We start from the raw sequence: 16,038 nt of genomic DNA, 5'->3' as shown, positions 1-16,038 counted from the left end.
TTCACCGTTTCCCAAACACTCCTTTCCAGCGCGCCACCCGGCGCGGCGGCGGTGCGTCAGGACACCGCCAGCCCCTCGGTCGAGGCAAAGAACATCGCCTGGCTGACCGCCGAGCGCACCTGCTCCTCGGAATAGGGCTTGGAAATCAGGAAGGCCGGTTCCGGCCGGTCGCCGGTCAGCAGCCGCTCGGGGAAGGCGGTGATGAAGATCACCGGGATGTCGCCCATGCTGGCAAGAAGCTCGTTCACCGCCTCGATCCCGGACGAGCCGTCGGCCAGCTGGATGTCGGCCAGGATCAGGTCCGGACGGCTTTGATGCGCCAGGTCGACGGCGGCGGCATGGGTGCGGGCGATGCCGGTGACCTCGTGGCCCATGGCCTGCACGATGCCCTTCAGGTCCATGGCGATGATGGTCTCGTCCTCGATCACCATGACCTTGCCGGTCAGCGCCTGCCCCATCTCGTTCAGCGCGATCTGCACCAGCTCCTCGGCCTCGGCCTGCGGGCATTGCATGACCTGCGCGATCTGGTCGTAGCGCAATTCCTCGATGGTGCGCAAAAGCAGCGCCTCGCGCGAATTGGGCGTCAGGCCGCGCATATGCGCCTGGGCACGGGCCTCGCGCGGGCTCTGCGCCCCCAGCTCGACCGGCTGGCCCGAGCTTTGCCAGATGGCGTGGAAGGTGCGGAACAGCCCGAGGCGGGTGTCCTCGCCATCCATCAGGCTGCGATCGGTCAGGATCGCCTCCAGCGTGGCGGCGGCGTAATTGTCGCCGGCGGTCTGGCTGCCGGTCAGCGCGCGCGCATAGCGACGCAGATAGGGCAGTTCCCGGCTGATGGACTGGGCAAGATCCGCTGCGGTCATGGCTACCTCGAAAAATGCGTCGTGTGTCGGAACCTGATCGGATAGGTAACGGTTGGGCAAGGTGCGCACAAGATTACCGGGAATAACTAAAAAATGAATACCAGGCGTGAGGAACGCAGGCGAGCAGCCATAGAAAAGCAGATCGACGAGAATCTGCGCCGCGTCTATGAGCAGGATGCGACCCAGCAGATCCCCGACAGGTTCCTGCAGTTGCTCGACAAATTGCGCGAGCAGGAGTGAACCGGATGACCGATCGGAAACCGGCGCGGACGGCCCGCCCCCAGGACCACGGCGATCCGCGGGACGAACTGGTCGATCACCTGCCGGCGCTGCGCGCCTTCGCTTTGTCGCTCACGCGCGAGGGGGCCTCGGCCGACGATCTGGTGCAGGACACCATCGTCAAGGCCTGGACCCATATCGACAAGTTCCAGCCCGGCACCAACCTGCGCGCCTGGCTGTTCACCATCCTGCGCAACACCTTCTATTCCGCCCGCCGCAAGACCCGGCGCGAGATCAGCGATACCGACGGTCTCCACGCCGCCCGCCAGGCCGCGCGGCCGGAACATGACGGCCGGCTGGCGCTGAACGATTTCCGCACCGCCTTCGAGCAATTGCCCGACGAGCAGCGCGAGGCGCTGATCCTTGTCGGCGCTTCGGGCTTTTCCTATGAGGAAGCGGCGGCGATGACCGGTGTTGCCGTGGGCACCGTCAAGTCGCGTGCCAATCGCGGCCGGCGCAAGCTGGCCGAGCTTCTGCACCTGGAAGAGGGCGAGGAACTGGAGATGACCGACCGTGCCACGCTGGCGGTGATGGCGCAGAACACCCCGATCCTGCGCTGAGATGGCGTCGTGCTGCGGCGCATCCTGGACAGGCTGGAATTCACCAAGGGCCTCGGCTTTCGGCTGGGTGGCCTGTTGTCGGTGGCGATCCTGCCCATCGGGCTGATCTCGGTCATCCAGACGCTGCACCTGTCGCGCGAATACCAGCGATCCTCGGAAATCGCGCTGCTGGGCCGCACCGCCACCGCCGCTGCCGGGGAAAGGGCGCTGTTGCAAAGTGCGCTCGGCACCGCCGATGCGCTGGGCCCGGCGGTGCTGGAGACCATGGACCGGCCGCAGGCCTGTTCCGACATCATGCGCGGGCTGGTGCAGCGCACGGTGAACTTCGTCTATGCCGGCTTCACCCGGCTGGACGGGGTGACGGAATGCTCCTCGGTGCGCGGCGTGCACGACCTTTCCGGCGAATCCGCCTTTCGCCAGTTCAGCGAAAGCCCCGGCACGCTGGTCACGACCAGCGAGGACGGGCCGGTCACCGGCAAGTCGGTGCTGGTGGTGATCCAGCCGCTTTACCGCGGGGTCGAGTTGCTGGGCTTCATCGCCGTCTCGATGTCGCATGACCTGCTGCGCTCGACCCATGTCTCGGGCCTGGGGACCGAGGGCGCGCGCATCCTGACCTTCAACAACCAGGGCGAGGTGATCTCCTCGGACCGCGAGGGCGCCGGCGACATCACCGAGGTGCTGCCGCGCGGCAAGTCGCTGCCCTCGCTCCTGTCGCGCAGCGAGACCACCTTCCGCGACATTTCCAACTCGGGCGAGCGGCGGGTGTTCAGCGTCGTGCCGGTGGTGCCGGGCCTGGTCTATGCGCTGGGGTCGTGGAACCGCGCCGAATCCGGCATCACCGGCATCGACATCACCCGGCGCACGGCGCTGATCCTGCCGCTGATCCTGTGGGCCGCCTCGCTGGCCGTGGCCTATTTCGCCGTCTATCGCCTGGTGCTGCGCCATATCCGCGAATTGCGCAGCCAGATGCGTCGCTTTGCCATCGGCGACCGTTCCGCGCCCCCGCCGGTGCTGGCCGACGCGCCGGCCGAGATTGAGGACATGAGCCAGACCTTCCACAACATGGCCCGCATCCTGATCCGCGACGAAGAGGCGATGGAGGCCGCGGTCAACGAAAAGACCGTGCTGTTGAAAGAGGTGCATCACCGGGTCAAGAACAACCTGCAATTGATCGCCTCGATCATCAACATGCAGATCCGGGTGATCGAGCATGACGATGCGCGCCGCGTGCTGCGCTCGGTCCAGGACCGGGTGGCGTCGCTGGCGACGATCTATCGCAACCTCTACCAGGCCGAGCATCTGGATTCGGTCCAGGCCGATCGGCTGATCCGCGACATCATCAACCAGATGACCAATGCCTCGGTCGGCCCCGGCACCGGGCTGCGCATCGACACCCGGCTGGAGCCGCTGGTGCTGATGCCCGACCAGGCGGTACCGCTGAGCCTGCTGGCGACCGAGGCCTTCACCAATGCGCTGAAATATTCCGGCGTTTCCAACCCCGAGGCCGAGCCCTGGGTGCGGGTCTCGCTGCGGGCGGACGGGCCGGGCCATGCGGTGCTGGAGGTCGAGAACTCGATCGGCGCCAGCAGCCTGGCCGAGGGCACCGGCCTTGGCAGCCAGCTGATCGAGGCCTTCGCCACCCAGCTGGAAGGCGAGGCCGAGCAGGAGACGGGCGACGGCCGGTTCCTGCTGCGGCTGCGCTTCCGGGTCGAGAACCTGCACAAGCGCGATGGCGCCGAGATGCCGCAGGTGGTGCTGACCTCGGCCGCCCGGCCGGGGTCGCGGCACTAGCTAGGCAAGGGGTCTGTGGCGATTCCTGCCCGGCCAGGGCAGCATCGCGGTCTTCCTGACCGGGCGCCGCTTTGGATGGTCGTCCGGCGCTGGCTGATGGGAACGGTTCTGGCGGGGCTTGCGCTGCGGATGATGGGCGAAACCTGCCGCTGCCCCCTTATTCCTCGAAGCGGCCCGTGGCGACCCGGTCCCGCTCGTATCGCCTTGCAAGCGGAAACGGCGGCAACCAGGATTCGCGGCGGATGGTCCATAGCTCATAGGTCGGCGCCAGCTGATTCGGGGCATCGAGCGAGCCCAGATTCACCTCGATCTCATCCGCGCTGCGCGCAAGGACGGACGAGCCGCAGCGGGGGCAGAAGAGCCGCCCGGCGTAATCGCGGGTTTCGCCCTCGATCGTCACCGCGTCGCGGGGAAACACTGCCGAGGCGTGAAACAGCGCCCCGTGATGCTTGCGGCAGTCGAGACAATGGCACAGGCCGACCCGCCAGGGGCGCCCGGATGCAACGATTCGAACCTTGCCGCACAGGCAACCACCGGTGAATCGCTCCATGCTGCGTCTCCTTCAAGTTCGAGCGGGCAAGCCGTTCACGATGCCTTGCCCGCGTCCTTCCGCGCCGCCTGCCGCAGCTTCTTGGCGGCGATGAAGCGGCGACGGCGGGACAGTTCCACGTTGATCAGCGCCCCCAGCATCACCGTAAACCCGCCCAGGTAGAACCACATCAGCAGCGCGATCACCGCGCCGATCGAGCCATAGATGCGGTTGTAGCTGTTGAAGCTGGCCAGATAGGCCGAGAACCCATAGGAGGCCGCCGCCCAGGCCAGTGCCGCGAAGACCGAGCCCCAGGTGAAGATCGCCGTGCGCGGCGTCTTCACGTTCGGCCCATAGCGATACAGGATGCCGATCACCACCAGCACGATGAAAAAGATCGCCATCCAGGGCAGCGCGCCGATCAGCCAGTTGCGCAAGGGCACGTCGGGCAGGAAGTTGAAGGCGATGGGTACCACGATGATCGTGGCCAGCCCCAGGGCGATCACCAGCACGATGACCAGCGTCAGCACATAGGCCAGCAGGAAGCCCATCACCGTGGAATGCGAGCGCACGCCATAGGCCGCGTTCAGGCCGCGGATCAGCCCGTCCACCCCGGCCCGCGCCGAGACGGTGGCGATGATGAAGGAAATCGCCGTGGTCCAGCCCAGCTGCGTGCGCCCGGCCGCCACCAGCGCGCTGATCTGGCCATAGATGATGTCGGCGGCGCTTTGCGGGATGAAGCCGTCGGTGGTGTGGATGTATTGCTCGATCACCTCGGGGTCGTTCCACAGCCCCCACAGCGCAAACAGCGCCGCCATTCCGGGAAACACCGCGAACATGGCATAGAAGGCCACGCCGGCGGCGATCAGGCTCATGTGGATCTTGTCCATCCGCTCAAAGATCGCCAGGACGAACTGCCACCAATCCCTGATCAAGGTTCCCGTCCTTTTTTCCGTTTCGGTTGCCGGCCCTGCGGAGGAAACCCGCTTCCCCGCGGGCAAGGTTCCGGCCCTTCTAGTGCTTCCCGTCCCCATAGCGCAGCCAGACCGCCTTTTCGCCCAGTTTCGCGACGAAGGCGGCATGGGCCTCGGCCTCGGCCTCGGTGATGCGGGGGGCAAGCGGGCGCGGCCTTTGCCCCCGTGGGGCGGCGCCACCCTCCATCCGCGCCCCGGCGCCCGAGCCGCCGTGCAGAGGCCCGGTCTCCAGCACCAGCCCCGGCTGACGGCCGCCGCGCAGCGCCAGATAGACCTCGGCCAAAAGCTCGCTGTCCAGCAGTGCGCCATGCAGCGTGCGGTCCGAATTGTCGATGCGGAAGCGCCGGCACAGCGCATCAAGCGAGTTCTGCGCGCCGGGAAACTGGCTGCGCGCCAGTTCCAGCGTATCGACCGCCCGGCTGAAGGGCATGACCGGATAGCCGCAAAGCCGCAGCTCGGCGTTCAGGAATTTCATGTCGAAGCCGGCATTGTGGATCACCAGCCGGGTGTCCTCGCCGATGAAGGCAACGAAATCCGCCGCGATCTCGGCGAATTTCGGCTTGTCGCGCAGGAAATCGTCGCCCAGTCCGTGCACCTCGAAGGCCTCCTGCGGCATCGGGCGCTCGGGGTTGATATAGACGTGGAAGGTGCGTCCGGTGGGCAGGTGGTTCATCAGCTCGACCGCGCCGATCTCGACGATGCGGTCGCCGGTATCGGGGTCGAAGCCCGTGGTTTCGGTATCGAGAACGATCTCACGCATGGGGCCGTTCTGCCATGATCCGGGCGCAGATGTCCACGATGGCCGCGCGCGCGCCGTCCAGCGTGTCCGAGGGGATCAGGAAATCCGCCCGCCTGCGCTTTTCCGCATCCGGCATCTGCCGCGACAGGATCATCTGGAAATCCGCCTCGGTCATGCCGGGGCGGGCCAGCACCCGCGCCCGCTGCACCTCGGGCGGGGCCGAGACCACCGCCACCCCGTCCATCTGGCGCTCGGACCCGCCCTCGAACAGCAGCGGGATGTCCAGCACCACGATGGGCGCGTCCTGGTGCGCGGCGATGAAGCCGGCGCGGTCCTCGGCCACCAGCGGATGCACGATGGCCTCCAGCCGGGCAAAGCCCGAGGGGTCGGTGGCCAGCGCCTCGCGCAGCGCGGCGCGGTCGATGCCGCCATCCCGCAGCACGCCGGGAAAGGCGGCGGCCACCGGCGCGACGGCCGCGCCGCCGGGCGCGTAAAGCCGATGCACGGCCGCATCCGCGTCCCAGACCGGATGGCCCAGGTCGCGGAACATCTGCGCGGCGGTGGATTTCCCCATGCCGATGCCGCCGGTCAGGCCCAGCCGGTAGGTCATGCCAGCACGATCCGGCGCAATTCGTCATCGACCTCGGGGCGCTGGCCGAACCAGCGCTCGAAGCCGGGCGTGGCCTGGTGCAAGAGCATGCCCAGCCCGTCCACGATTTCGCAGCCGCGCGCCTGGGCCTCGGTCAGGAAGGGGGTCATCAGCGGCGTATAGACCAGGTCCGTGACCAGCGTGCCCGGCGCCAGCGCGTCCAGCGGCACCCGCAGCGGCGGCTTGCCCTGCATGCCCATCGAGGTGGCGTTGACCACGGTCATCGCGCCTTCCAGCATGTTGCCGGCCTGCGCCCAGTCATAGACCACGACCTTGGCGCCGAACTCGGACCGGATCTGTTCGGCCCGGATGCGGGTGCGGTTGGCGATACGCAGCTCGGGCACCCCGCTTTCCAAGAGCGAGGCGACCACGGCCCGCGCCGCGCCGCCCGCGCCGATCACTGCGGCGGGGCCCAGGCCGGGGATCCAGTCCGGCGCGTGCTGGCGGATATTGGCGATGAAGCCGTAGCCGTCGGTATTGTCGGCATGGATCTTGCCGTCGGCGCGGAAGATCAGCGTGTTCGCCGCCCCGATCAGCGCGGCGCGGTCGGTGACGACATCGGCCAAGGCCAGCACGCTTTCCTTGTGCGGGATGGTGACATTGGCGCCGACGAAACCCATGTGTGGCATGGCGCGCAGCACCTCGGCCAGATGTTCGGGCATCACCGGCAGCGGCACGTAATGCCCGGCGATGCCATAGCGTTTCAGCCAGTGCCCGTGCAGCCGGGGCGAGCGGGAATGGGCAATGGGCCAGCCGATGACCGCGGCAAGGGGCGCGTGCTTGGGGGCGGGCGTACTGTCAACCATGGCAGACCTGCGGTGCTTTCTCAGGGGCATCGCCCCGGCATCGGGATGGATCGAATGTCGCGTCACAACTGCTATCGGGCTGCCCTGGGGTCAAGCCGTATCGCCCTTCGCGACCTGGGCCATGGCAAGAATGCAACCCCCGTGGGCCGGGTTCAGACCACGCTCATCTCGGGCAGGCCGCCCTCGGCCACCAGATCCTCCAGCGTCAGCGACTCGATCAGCAGCAGATAGGACCAGAACACCTGGCCGAACATGCGGCGCAGCCGGCAGGTGGCCTCGTCCGTGCAATCCTCGCAGCGTTGATAGGAGCGGCGCGACAGGCAGGGCAGCGGCGCGATGGGCCCGTCCACCTGGCGCAGCAATTCGCCGATGGAAATCTCGTTGGGCCGCTTGATCAGCACATAGCCGCCCGCCCGGCCGCGGCGCGAGCCGACATAGCCGGCGTTGCGCAGCTCCAGCATGATATGCTCCAGAAAACGCTTGGGCGCGCCGGACCGCTGCGCGATCTCCTCGATCGTCAGGGCATTGCCGCCGGCGGCGACCTCGTCTGCCAGGGCCATCAGCGCCTTGATGGCATATTTCGTCTTCTGCGAGATCATAAAGGGAATCCTTAGTGTTCGCCGTGCCGTCATGCAACGATTTCGGCAAGAAATCGCAGGGCACCGCGCCTTCTGTTCAGGAACCATCGCCAAAACGCCATCGTTTTGTCACATTGACCGCGCATTTCTGCGGGGCAACATCAAGGAGTAGCTCATGCGCATCGCAGTTCTTGGCGGCGACGGGTTCGTCGGCTGGCCGACCGCCCTGCACCTGTCCAACCTGGGCCATGACATTCATATCCTGGACAACCTGTCGCGGCGCTGGATCGACACCGAACTGGGCGTGCAGTCGCTGACGCCGATGGATTCGATCCAGGAACGCTGCCGGATCTGGCACCAGCAGACCGGGCGGCGGATCCATTTCCACCTGCTGAACCTGGCCACGGAATACGAGCGGCTGAAGGCCTGGCTGGCCGAGCATCGCCCCGACGCAGTGATCCATTTCGCCGAGCAGCGTGCCGCGCCCTATTCGATGAAGACCGACCGCCACAAGGTCTATACGGTCAACAACAACATCAACGCGACGCATAACCTGCTGGCGGCGCTGGTGGAAACCGGCATCGACGCGCATCTGGTGCATCTGGGCACCATGGGGGTCTATGGCTATTCCACCATCGGTGCCCCGATCCCCGAGGGCTATCTGGACGTGTCCATCGACACGCCCGCCGGCCCGCGCGCGCAGCAGATCCTGTATCCGACCCGACCCGGCTCGGTCTATCACATGACCAAGAGCCTCGATCAGATCCTGTTCCAGTTCTATGCCCAGAACGACGGGCTGCGCATCACCGACCTGCACCAGGGCATCGTCTGGGGCACCCATACCGACCAGACCCGGCGGCACGAGCAGCTCATCAACCGCTTCGACTACGACGGCGACTATGGCACGGTGCTGAACCGTTTCCTGATCCAGGCCGCCATCGGCTATCCGCTGACCGTGCATGGCACCGGCGGCCAGACCCGCGCCTTCATCCACATCCAGGATTCGGTGCGCTGCATCGCGCTGGCGCTGCAAGACGCGCCGCAATCGGGCGAGCGGGTGCGCATCTTCAACCAGATGACCGAGACGCATCGCGTCCGCGACCTGGCCGAGCTGGTCGCGCGCATGACCGGGGCCGAGGTCGCCTATCTGCCCAATCCGCGGAAAGAGGCCGACGAGAACGAGCTGGTGGTCAGGAACGACCAGTTCCTCGCCCTGGGCCTCAAGCCGATCACCCTGGCCGAGGGGCTTCTGTCCGAGGTGGTGGACGTGGCGCGCAGATATGCCCATCGCATCGACCGCTCGCGCGTGCCCGCCGTTTCGGCCTGGACCCGCGACATCGCCCAGCGGATCGAGCATGATCCCGAAGGCAAGAGGCTGCGTTCGGTATCGTGACCGCGGAAGGCATCCACCCGACAGGCAAGGCGCGGTCCGACCGCGCCTTTGTCACCTTGGCGACCAATCGCGACTATGCGACCGGGGCGGCGGCGCTGTTCCGGTCGCTGCGCCGGACCGGCACGACTGCCGACCTGGTCCTGCTTTACACCGACCTGCCCCCCGACGCGGTCGAGGGGCTGCGGGCGCTGGGCGTGCGCCCGGTGCGGGTGGACCTGCTGCCCACATCGGACGGGTTCAACGCCCTGCACGCCCGCGACCGGCTGCACGGCGCCGCGCCCTTCACCAAGGGCGAAAAGCCGCCCTTCCACACGCCCTTGGACAATTTCGCCAAGCTGCGGCTGTGGCAGCTGGATTACGACCGCGTGGTGTTCATCGACGCCGATGCCATCGTGCTGCAGAATATCGACCGGCTGTTCGACTACCCGGAATTTTCCGCCGCACCGAACGTCTATGAAAGCCTGGCCGATTTCCACCGGCTGAACTCGGGCGTCTTTACCGCCCGGCCCTCGGCGGCGACATTCGAGGTCATGCTGGCCCGGCTGGACCAGCCCGGCCGGTTCTGGCGCCGCACCGACCAGACCTTTCTGGAAAGCCATTTCCCGAACTGGCACGGGCTGCCGGTCTTTGACAACATGCTGCAATATGTCTGGCTGAACCTGCCCCAGCTGTGGCGCTGGCAGGACATCCGCGTGCTGCATTACCAATATGAAAAGCCCTGGCAGGATCACGCCAAGGCCGAGGCCCTGCGCCCGCTGGTCGAACTGTGGCGCGCCCATGCCGGCGACGGGCCGGTGCCCGATCCGCGCGACCTGCCGCCCCCGCCCGGCAGCGCATCCGGTGCGGCATGAGGATCGCGCTGACCGGCGCCTCGGGGCTCGTCGGGCGCTGGATCCACCGCGTCGCGGTGCAGGCGGGACATGAGGTCGCCACCCTGCCCGGCTGGCGCCTGGGCGATATCCCGGACCTGGGCGGCTGCGACGCGCTGGTCCACGCCGCCTTCCAGCACGTCCCCGGCCGCTATCGCGGCGGCGAGGGCGAGGATGCGCAGGGCTTCATCCGCGCCAACCTGGACGGCTCGCTGCTGCTGTTCCGGGCGGCGCGGGACCGGGGCGTCGGGCGGGTGGTCTTCCTGTCCTCGCGCGCTGTCCATGACGGCCATCCCCAGGGCATGGCGCTGCCCGACGGGCTTTCCCCGGCCCCGACCAGCCTTTACGGCCAGGTCAAGGCCGAGGCCGAGGCGGCGCTGGCCGCCATGGCCGCGCCGGATTTCCGGGCCGCCAGCCTGCGCCCGACCGGGGTCTATGGGCCGGGCCTGCCGCAGAAATGGGCCGGGCTGATCGGGGATTTCCTGCGCGGCACCACGCCGCCGCCGCGCGTCGCGACCGAGCTGCATGGCGCCGACCTGGCCCGCGCCGTGTTGCTGGTGCTGGAGGATGCGGCCATGGCCGGCAGCTACAATGCCAGCGACCTGGTGCTGGACCGTCGCGTGTTGCTGGCCGAGGTTTCCCGCCTGACCGGCTGCACGACGCCCCTGCCCGCCCGCGCCGATGCCGCCGCGCTGCGCCGCCCGATCTGCGCGCGGTTGCAGGCGCTGGGCTGGCAGCCGGGCGGCATGGCGCTGCTGCGCCGGGATCTGCCGGCGATCCTGGATGACTTGCAGCCATAGGCAGACCTTCCCCGATCCGGTTCCGCCGGTTGCGGCAGGACGCGCCCTTGCGCAAAAGCGCGGCCTGTCATGGGCGTCCTGTGGTTCCGGTCGGTCTTTGCGGTGATGGCCGGCATCATCCTGGCCTGCCAGGGCGCCATGCCGGCGGGGCTGGGCGGCCCGGCGATACCGGGGCGGCTGGTGCATATGCCCAACCACTATGGGCCCGTGACAGGCCCGTCGCGCCCGGCTAGTCTGGCGCCATGCCCGATTACGACGACCTTGCCGCCCGCATCCGCGCCCTGACCCATGGCGAGACCGACGAGGTCGCGCTGATGGCGACGCTGGCCTGCGAAATCCACCACTCGGACGCGCGTTTCGACTGGACCGGATTCTATCGCGTCACCGCGCCCGAACTGCTGAAGATCGGCCCCTACCAGGGTGGCCACGGCTGCCTGGTGATTCCCTTCTCGCGCGGGGTCTGCGGCGCGGCGGCGCGGACGCGGCAGACCCAGCTGGTGCCGGATGTCGAGGCTTTCCCGGGCCATATCGCCTGTGCCAGCTCGACCCGCTCGGAACTGGTGATCCCGGTGATCGGCAAGGGCGGGCGGCTGATCGGCGTGCTCGACATCGACAGCGACCGGCCCGACGCCTTCACGCAAGAGGATGCAGACCGCTTGCAGGAGATCCTGGATGACACATTCGGACGCGACTGAATTCACCGGCCATTGCCTGTGCGGCGCCATCCGCTTCCGCGGCACCTATGACGCCGGCAACGACCTGAAGGCCTGCCATTGCAGCCAGTGCCGGCGCTGGTCGGGGCATTACTGGGCGGCGATCCTGCCGAAATCGCTGGAAATCCAGGGGCAGCCGAGATGGTATCGCGCCTCGGAGATCGCCCGGCGTGGCTTCTGCCCGGACTGCGGCAGCTCGCTGTTCTGGCAGCGCGACGGGTCCGAGATCATCGACGTGGCGGCCGGCGCCATCGACAGCCCGACCGGGTTGCGCCTGCTGGGCCATATCTTCGTCGCCGACAAGGGCGACTATTACGATATTGCCGACGGGCTGCCGCAGGATCCGCGCGAATAGTTGACGCCGCGTGCCGCCCGGCCTAGGCGGCAGGAAAAGGGGGCGCGCGATGATCTGGGACACGCTGGCGAATTTTCCGTTGCAACAGCTTCTGGCCTTCATGGCCGGAGCCCTGGTGCTGAACCTGGCGCCGGGGCAGGACGTGTTCTTCGCCAGCGCCTGCGGCATCCAGAACGGGCCGCGTGCGGGTGCGCTGGCCGGCTTCGGCGTCGGGCTGGGCGTGATCTGCCATGTGACGATGGCGACGGTCGGCCTGGGCGCGCTGGTCGCCGCCCATCCCGGCGCGCTGGTCGCGATCAAATATGCCGGCGCCGCCTATCTGCTGTTCCTGGCCTGGAAAAGCTGGAACGCGGGCGAGGTCGATCCCCGCGCCCGCGCCGCCAGCCGGCCCTGGAACATCATCCGGCGCGGCGCGCTGTCCAACCTGCTCAATCCCAAGCCGGTGCTGTTTCTGCTGGCCTTCCTGCCGCAATTCACCAAGCCGGAATACGGCCCGGTCTGGCAGCAGATCCTGGGGCTGGGGCTGATGTTCACCCTGTCGGGCACGCTGGTCACCATGGGCTATGGCGTGGTCGGCGGCCTGGCCGGCCAGGTGATCGGCAAGCGGCTGGGCATCGTGAACCGCATCGCGGCGGTGATGTTCGCGGGCCTAGCGCTGCGGCTGGTCTGGAAATGAGCTTTCTCTACCAGCCCACCGACGAACAGCCGCGGGTGATCCATGCCGATCACGAGATCCTGGTGGTCGAGAAGCCGGCCGGCCTGCTTTCGGTCCCCGGCCGGGGCGAGGACCGCGCCGATTGCCTGATCGAGCGGCTGCGGGGCGCCTTTCCGACGATCCTGCTGGTGCATCGGCTGGACATGGATACCTCGGGCGTCATGGTCTTTGCCCTGACGCCGCATGCGCAGCGCCACCTGTCCCGGCAATTCGAGGACCGGCGCACGAAAAAGACCTATGTCGCGCGGCTCTGGGGTCGGCTTGAGCCCAAGACCGGCACGGTGGACCTGCCGCTGATCGTCGACTGGCCGAACCGGCCGCGGCAAAAGGTCGATCACGAACAGGGCCGGCCGGCGCAGACCGATTGGCGGGTGGTCAAGGCCAACGATGCCGAGACGCGGGTGCGGCTGATGCCCGTCACCGGCCGCAGCCATCAGCTGCGCGTGCATATGGCCGAGCTGGGCCACCCGATCCTGGGCGATCCGCTTTATGCGACCGGGGCGGCGGCGGATTTTCCCCGGCTGATGCTGCATGCCGAAAGCCTGCGCTTCAAGCATCCCGAAACCGGGGTCATGCAGGGCTTTACCGCCCCGGCGCCGTTCTGAGCGGTCACGCAGGTTTCATGCCGGAACCCGCCCTCCTCGCGTAAGGTTGCAAAAGAACCAAGCAGGAGGGAGAGATGTTCAGGACCGATATCAGCCGCCGCCAAGCCATGCTCATCGGCGGCGCATTGCCCATGACGCTGGTGCTGCCGGCGCATGCGCAGACCGCCGCCCAGCCCGCGGGCGAGGCGCCCGCCTTTCCGGGCCGTGCCCATACCATCCAGCTGGGCGGTTTCGAGGTGACGACGCTGCTGGGCGGCGGCGGCATGAGCGACAATCCGATCGAGACCTTCGGCCTCAATGCCGACCCGGCCGAGTTCGAAAGCCTCAGCGCCGAGAATTTCATCCCCGCCGACCGCAGCGCCGGTTCGTTCACCCTGACCTTGGTGCGCACGCCCGATGCGCTGGTGCTGTTCGATACCGGCATGGTTCCGGCCAACAACGCCGCCTCGATGGTGCAGGCCGGGCTGACGCCCGAGGATGTGACCCATGTCGTGCTGACCCATATGCACGGCGACCATATCGGCGGGCTGATGGACGGCGAGACCCCGGCCTTTCCCAACGCCCAGCTGATCCTGCCCCGGCCCGAGAACGATTACTGGGCCGCCAATCCCAGCGAGGCCTATACTGCCAAGGTGGTGCCGCTGCTGGAGCAGGCGCAGCAGATCGAGGGGACCGAGGAAATCCTGCCCGGCATCCAGGCCGAGCAGGCGCATGGCCACACGCCCGGCCACACCACCTATCTGCTGGAAAGCGAGGGGCAGCGGCTGCTGATCACCGGCGACAGCTTCAACCACTATGTCTATTCGGTGCAGCGCCCGGCCTGGCATGTGCGCTTCGACGTGGACAAGGAGCAGGGCGCGGCGACCCGGCAGGCGGTGCTGGCCCGGCTGGCCGAAGAGAAGATCCCCTTCATCGGCTATCACATGCCCTTCCCGGCGCTCGGCTTCATCGCCCCGAACGGCGAAGGGTCGTATCGCTTCGTGCCGGCGACCTATCAGTTCGGCTGAGGGCCGAAGCCTGGGGCCGAGAAAATCGTTCACAATTTGTTCCGGCCTGCTAGAGTCGCGCGGGAGTTCCTTGCAGGAGAGGCGCGATGCCGGACCAACAGGCGAAGTTCGAGGCGCTGAAGGCGCTGCACGAGGCGGAGGGCGCCTTCGTCATGCCCAATCCCTGGGATGCGGGCTCGGCCCGGCTGCTGGCCAGCCTGGGGTTCCAGGCGCTGGCGACCACCAGCGCCGGCTATGCCTTTTCCAAGGGCAAGCCGGATTCCATCGCCGGGCTCGGGCGCGAGGAGATCCTGGACAATGCCGCCGAGATCGTCGGCGCGACCGAGCTGCCGGTCTCGGCCGATCTGCAGGATGGTTTCGGCGCAGCGCCGGAAAGCTGCGCCGAAACCATCCGGCTGGCCTGTCGGGTGGGGCTGGTCGGCGGCTCGATTGAGGATGCGACGGGGGATGCCGCCGATCCGATCCACGACCTGTCCCTGGCGGTCGAGCGCATCCGGGCCGCGGCAGGGGCGGCGCAGGGCCTGCCCTTCCTGCTGACCGCGCGGGCCGAGAACTTCCTTTGGGGCCGGCCGGATCTGGATGACACGATCCGGCGGCTGCAAGCCTTTTCCGAAGCCGGGGCGGATGTGCTTTATGCGCCGGGCCTGCCGGACCTGCAGGCGATCCGCACGGTCTGCGCCGCGCTGGACAAGCCCGTCAACGTGGTCATGGGGCTGTCGGGTCCGACCTGGTCGGTGGCCGAGCTGGTGCAGGCCGGGGTGCGGCGGATCAGCGTCGGCGGCTCTTTCGCGCGGGCGGCGCTCGGCGCGCTGATGCGCGCCGCCGAGGAGGTCCGATCCGCCGGCACCTTCACCTATGCCGCCGAGGCCCTGCCCGGCGCAACCGTCGCCCGGATCATGGCGCCCGGCGGCGAGGAGGTTTAGCCCAGGTTGAACACCCGCGAGGGCTGCACCTCTCCGCCCATGTAGCGGCCGATGCACAGCGCCCGGCCGTTGCGGCTGACCCAGACCTCCTCGCCGAATTCGGCATGGCCCAGCACCTGGCCGGGATTGCCGTTCAGGATGCGGGTGGCGCCCATCTCGGTCGCCTGCATCTCGGGCAGGTCGGCCAGCGCCGCCTGCAGGGGCAGCAGCGCCGCCTCGATCTCGGCCTGGTTGGCGCGGTCGATGCGGTCGAAGGCAAAGCCGTCCCCGGCCTCGAACGGCCCCGACCAGATGCGGCGCAGCTGCGCGACATGGCCAAGGCAGCCCAGCTTGCGGCCCAGGTCGCGGGCGATGGCGCGGACATAGCCGCCCTTGCCGCAGACCATGCGCAGCTCGGCGCTGTCCTGCGTCCTGCCCAGCAGTTCCAGCGAGTCCACCCAGAGCGGCCGGGCGGCAAGCTCGACCACCTCGCCCTCGCGCGCGAGGTCATAGGCCCGCGCGCCATCGACGCGCACGGCCGAGACGGCGGGGGGAACCTGCATGATCTCGCCGGTGAACTCCGGCAGCGCGGCGCGGATCGCCGCCTTGTCCGGGCGCGCGTCGCTGGTCTTCACCACCGCGCCCGAAGCGTCGTCGGTGGTGGTTTCGGCGCCCCAGTTCACCGTGAAGTCATAGGCTTTCAGCGCCTCGGCCAGGATCGGCACGGTCTTGGTCGCCTCTCCCAGCGCCACGGCCAGCACGCCGGTCGCGTCCGGGTCCAGCGTCCCGGCATGGCCGGCCTTCTTCGCGTCCAGCGCCCAGCGGACCTTGCTGACCACATCGGTCGAGCCGATGCCCGCCGGCTTGTCCACGATCAGCCAACCGTGGATCTCGCGTCCCTTTTTTCGCGCCAT

Annotated in this window: 20 protein-coding genes; 12 read left to right on the top strand and 8 right to left on the bottom strand. The window is 68.0% G+C overall.

The features are described 5' to 3' along the window. Positions 1 to 56: 56 nt before the first annotated feature. Entirely contained in the window at positions 57 to 860 is an 804-nt protein-coding gene (locus ACNKFW_RS00685; protein WP_024842809.1) for a response regulator, read from the bottom strand. 93 nt (positions 861 to 953) lie between these two features. On the opposite strand from ACNKFW_RS00685, the gene ACNKFW_RS00680 reads away from it, so the two are divergent. The 3 genes from ACNKFW_RS00680 to ACNKFW_RS00670 are packed head-to-tail and all read left to right on the top strand — an operon-like array spanning position 954 to position 3,490. After that, entirely contained in the window at positions 954 to 1,100 is a 147-nt protein-coding gene (locus tag ACNKFW_RS00680; RefSeq protein WP_019352327.1) for a NepR family anti-sigma factor, read from the top strand. A gap of 5 nt (positions 1,101 to 1,105) precedes the next feature. Further along, a complete protein-coding gene (locus ACNKFW_RS00675; protein WP_024842808.1) occupies positions 1,106 to 1,699 on the top strand; it encodes an RNA polymerase sigma factor in 594 nt (197 codons plus the stop codon). 9 nt (positions 1,700 to 1,708) lie between these two features. Next, positions 1,709 to 3,490, top strand: a complete 1,782-nt coding sequence (locus ACNKFW_RS00670; RefSeq protein WP_418024438.1) for a sensor histidine kinase — start codon at positions 1,709 to 1,711, stop codon at positions 3,488 to 3,490. A 157-nt stretch (positions 3,491 to 3,647) separates the two neighbouring features. Here ACNKFW_RS00670 and ACNKFW_RS00665 read toward each other — a convergent pair whose 3' ends face one another. The 6 genes from ACNKFW_RS00665 to ACNKFW_RS00640 all read right to left on the bottom strand — a co-directional run bounded on the left by ACNKFW_RS00665 (position 3,648) and on the right by ACNKFW_RS00640 (position 7,786). Beyond that, positions 3,648 to 4,040, bottom strand: coding sequence for a GFA family protein (locus ACNKFW_RS00665; protein WP_147427437.1), 393 nt, complete (start codon positions 4,038 to 4,040; stop codon positions 3,648 to 3,650). 35 nt (positions 4,041 to 4,075) lie between these two features. Beyond that, complete coding sequence (locus ACNKFW_RS00660; RefSeq protein ID WP_147427436.1) at positions 4,076 to 4,954, bottom strand: YihY/virulence factor BrkB family protein; 879 nt, start codon at positions 4,952 to 4,954, stop codon at positions 4,076 to 4,078. A 79-nt stretch (positions 4,955 to 5,033) separates the two neighbouring features. Then, a complete protein-coding gene (gene dnaQ / locus ACNKFW_RS00655) occupies positions 5,034 to 5,753 on the bottom strand; it encodes a DNA polymerase III subunit epsilon (protein ID WP_147427435.1) in 720 nt (239 codons plus the stop codon). Then, the gene (coaE, locus tag ACNKFW_RS00650; protein WP_024842803.1) at positions 5,746 to 6,342 is read right to left on the bottom strand and encodes a dephospho-CoA kinase; all 597 of its coding nucleotides are present in this window, start codon (positions 6,340 to 6,342) and stop codon (positions 5,746 to 5,748) included. The genes dnaQ and coaE overlap by 8 nt, the downstream gene beginning before the upstream one ends. After that, on the bottom strand, positions 6,339 to 7,187 hold the full coding sequence (locus tag ACNKFW_RS00645) for a shikimate dehydrogenase (protein ID WP_024842802.1): 849 nt from the start codon (positions 7,185 to 7,187) through the stop codon (positions 6,339 to 6,341). Before ACNKFW_RS00645 ends, coaE begins: the two co-directional genes overlap by 4 nt. Positions 7,188 to 7,339: 152 nt before the next feature. Beyond that, on the bottom strand, positions 7,340 to 7,786 hold the full coding sequence (locus ACNKFW_RS00640) for an RrF2 family transcriptional regulator (RefSeq protein WP_024842801.1): 447 nt from the start codon (positions 7,784 to 7,786) through the stop codon (positions 7,340 to 7,342). Between the two features lie 154 nt (positions 7,787 to 7,940). Between ACNKFW_RS00640 and ACNKFW_RS00635 the strand changes: the two genes are divergently transcribed. The 9 genes from ACNKFW_RS00635 to ACNKFW_RS00595 all read left to right on the top strand — a co-directional run bounded on the left by ACNKFW_RS00635 (position 7,941) and on the right by ACNKFW_RS00595 (position 15,145). After that, positions 7,941 to 9,158 carry an NAD-dependent epimerase/dehydratase family protein gene (locus ACNKFW_RS00635; protein ID WP_024842800.1) on the top strand — a complete coding sequence of 406 codons (1,218 nt, stop codon included), beginning with the start codon at positions 7,941 to 7,943 and terminating at the stop codon, positions 9,156 to 9,158. Then, a complete protein-coding gene (locus ACNKFW_RS00630; protein WP_147427434.1) occupies positions 9,155 to 10,009 on the top strand; it encodes a glycosyltransferase in 855 nt (284 codons plus the stop codon). The genes ACNKFW_RS00635 and ACNKFW_RS00630 overlap by 4 nt, the downstream gene beginning before the upstream one ends. Beyond that, positions 10,006 to 10,827: an NAD-dependent epimerase/dehydratase family protein gene (locus tag ACNKFW_RS00625; protein ID WP_147427433.1), complete on the top strand. Its 822-nt coding sequence runs from the start codon at positions 10,006 to 10,008 to the stop codon at positions 10,825 to 10,827. Before ACNKFW_RS00630 ends, ACNKFW_RS00625 begins: the two co-directional genes overlap by 4 nt. A 242-nt stretch (positions 10,828 to 11,069) precedes the next feature. Then, the gene (locus ACNKFW_RS00620; protein WP_024842797.1) at positions 11,070 to 11,522 is read left to right on the top strand and encodes a GAF domain-containing protein; all 453 of its coding nucleotides are present in this window, start codon (positions 11,070 to 11,072) and stop codon (positions 11,520 to 11,522) included. Continuing rightward, positions 11,500 to 11,895: a GFA family protein gene (locus ACNKFW_RS00615; protein WP_024842796.1), complete on the top strand. Its 396-nt coding sequence runs from the start codon at positions 11,500 to 11,502 to the stop codon at positions 11,893 to 11,895. The genes ACNKFW_RS00620 and ACNKFW_RS00615 overlap by 23 nt, the downstream gene beginning before the upstream one ends. A gap of 49 nt (positions 11,896 to 11,944) precedes the next feature. Continuing rightward, positions 11,945 to 12,571, top strand: a complete 627-nt coding sequence (locus ACNKFW_RS00610) for a LysE family translocator (protein ID WP_024842795.1) — start codon at positions 11,945 to 11,947, stop codon at positions 12,569 to 12,571. Then, complete coding sequence (locus tag ACNKFW_RS00605) at positions 12,568 to 13,215, top strand: RluA family pseudouridine synthase (protein ID WP_147427432.1); 648 nt, start codon at positions 12,568 to 12,570, stop codon at positions 13,213 to 13,215. Before ACNKFW_RS00610 ends, ACNKFW_RS00605 begins: the two co-directional genes overlap by 4 nt. Before the next feature lie 74 nt (positions 13,216 to 13,289). Further along, positions 13,290 to 14,222, top strand: coding sequence for an MBL fold metallo-hydrolase (locus ACNKFW_RS00600; RefSeq protein ID WP_147427431.1), 933 nt, complete (start codon positions 13,290 to 13,292; stop codon positions 14,220 to 14,222). 86 nt (positions 14,223 to 14,308) lie between these two features. Beyond that, on the top strand, positions 14,309 to 15,145 hold the full coding sequence (locus ACNKFW_RS00595; protein ID WP_024842792.1) for an isocitrate lyase/PEP mutase family protein: 837 nt from the start codon (positions 14,309 to 14,311) through the stop codon (positions 15,143 to 15,145). On the opposite strand, the gene truB is transcribed toward ACNKFW_RS00595, so the two are convergent. Then, the gene (gene truB, locus ACNKFW_RS00590) at positions 15,142 to 16,038 is read right to left on the bottom strand and encodes a tRNA pseudouridine(55) synthase TruB (protein WP_147427430.1); all 897 of its coding nucleotides are present in this window, start codon (positions 16,036 to 16,038) and stop codon (positions 15,142 to 15,144) included. The two genes, ACNKFW_RS00595 and truB, sit on opposite strands and share 4 nt — an antisense overlap.

Origin of the sequence: Paracoccus sp. TD-10, from assembly GCF_048270675.1 — a bacterium.
In the GTDB taxonomy this organism is placed as follows: Bacteria; Pseudomonadota; Alphaproteobacteria; order Rhodobacterales; family Rhodobacteraceae; genus Paracoccus; species Paracoccus pantotrophus.
This window is presented reverse-complemented; position numbering and strand designations above follow the sequence as displayed.

Coding starts and splice junctions, on each gene's coding strand:
- ACNKFW_RS00685 (WP_024842809.1), bottom strand. CDS start 860: ATGACCGCAGCGGATCTTGCCCAGTCCATCAGCCGGGAACTGCCCTAT.
- ACNKFW_RS00680 (WP_019352327.1), top strand. CDS start 954: ATGAATACCAGGCGTGAGGAACGCAGGCGAGCAGCCATAGAAAAGCAG.
- ACNKFW_RS00675 (WP_024842808.1), top strand. CDS start 1,106: ATGACCGATCGGAAACCGGCGCGGACGGCCCGCCCCCAGGACCACGGC.
- ACNKFW_RS00665 (WP_147427437.1), bottom strand. CDS start 4,040: ATGGAGCGATTCACCGGTGGTTGCCTGTGCGGCAAGGTTCGAATCGTT.
- dnaQ (WP_147427435.1), bottom strand. CDS start 5,753: ATGCGTGAGATCGTTCTCGATACCGAAACCACGGGCTTCGACCCCGAT.
- coaE (WP_024842803.1), bottom strand. CDS start 6,342: ATGACCTACCGGCTGGGCCTGACCGGCGGCATCGGCATGGGGAAATCC.
- ACNKFW_RS00645 (WP_024842802.1), bottom strand. CDS start 7,187: ATGGTTGACAGTACGCCCGCCCCCAAGCACGCGCCCCTTGCCGCGGTC.
- ACNKFW_RS00640 (WP_024842801.1), bottom strand. CDS start 7,786: ATGATCTCGCAGAAGACGAAATATGCCATCAAGGCGCTGATGGCCCTG.
- ACNKFW_RS00635 (WP_024842800.1), top strand. CDS start 7,941: ATGCGCATCGCAGTTCTTGGCGGCGACGGGTTCGTCGGCTGGCCGACC.
- ACNKFW_RS00625 (WP_147427433.1), top strand. CDS start 10,006: ATGAGGATCGCGCTGACCGGCGCCTCGGGGCTCGTCGGGCGCTGGATC.
- ACNKFW_RS00620 (WP_024842797.1), top strand. CDS start 11,070: ATGCCCGATTACGACGACCTTGCCGCCCGCATCCGCGCCCTGACCCAT.
- ACNKFW_RS00615 (WP_024842796.1), top strand. CDS start 11,500: ATGACACATTCGGACGCGACTGAATTCACCGGCCATTGCCTGTGCGGC.
- ACNKFW_RS00610 (WP_024842795.1), top strand. CDS start 11,945: ATGATCTGGGACACGCTGGCGAATTTTCCGTTGCAACAGCTTCTGGCC.
- ACNKFW_RS00605 (WP_147427432.1), top strand. CDS start 12,568: ATGAGCTTTCTCTACCAGCCCACCGACGAACAGCCGCGGGTGATCCAT.
- ACNKFW_RS00600 (WP_147427431.1), top strand. CDS start 13,290: ATGTTCAGGACCGATATCAGCCGCCGCCAAGCCATGCTCATCGGCGGC.
- ACNKFW_RS00595 (WP_024842792.1), top strand. CDS start 14,309: ATGCCGGACCAACAGGCGAAGTTCGAGGCGCTGAAGGCGCTGCACGAG.
- truB (WP_147427430.1), bottom strand. CDS start 16,038: ATGGCGCGAAAAAAGGGACGCGAGATCCACGGTTGGCTGATCGTGGAC.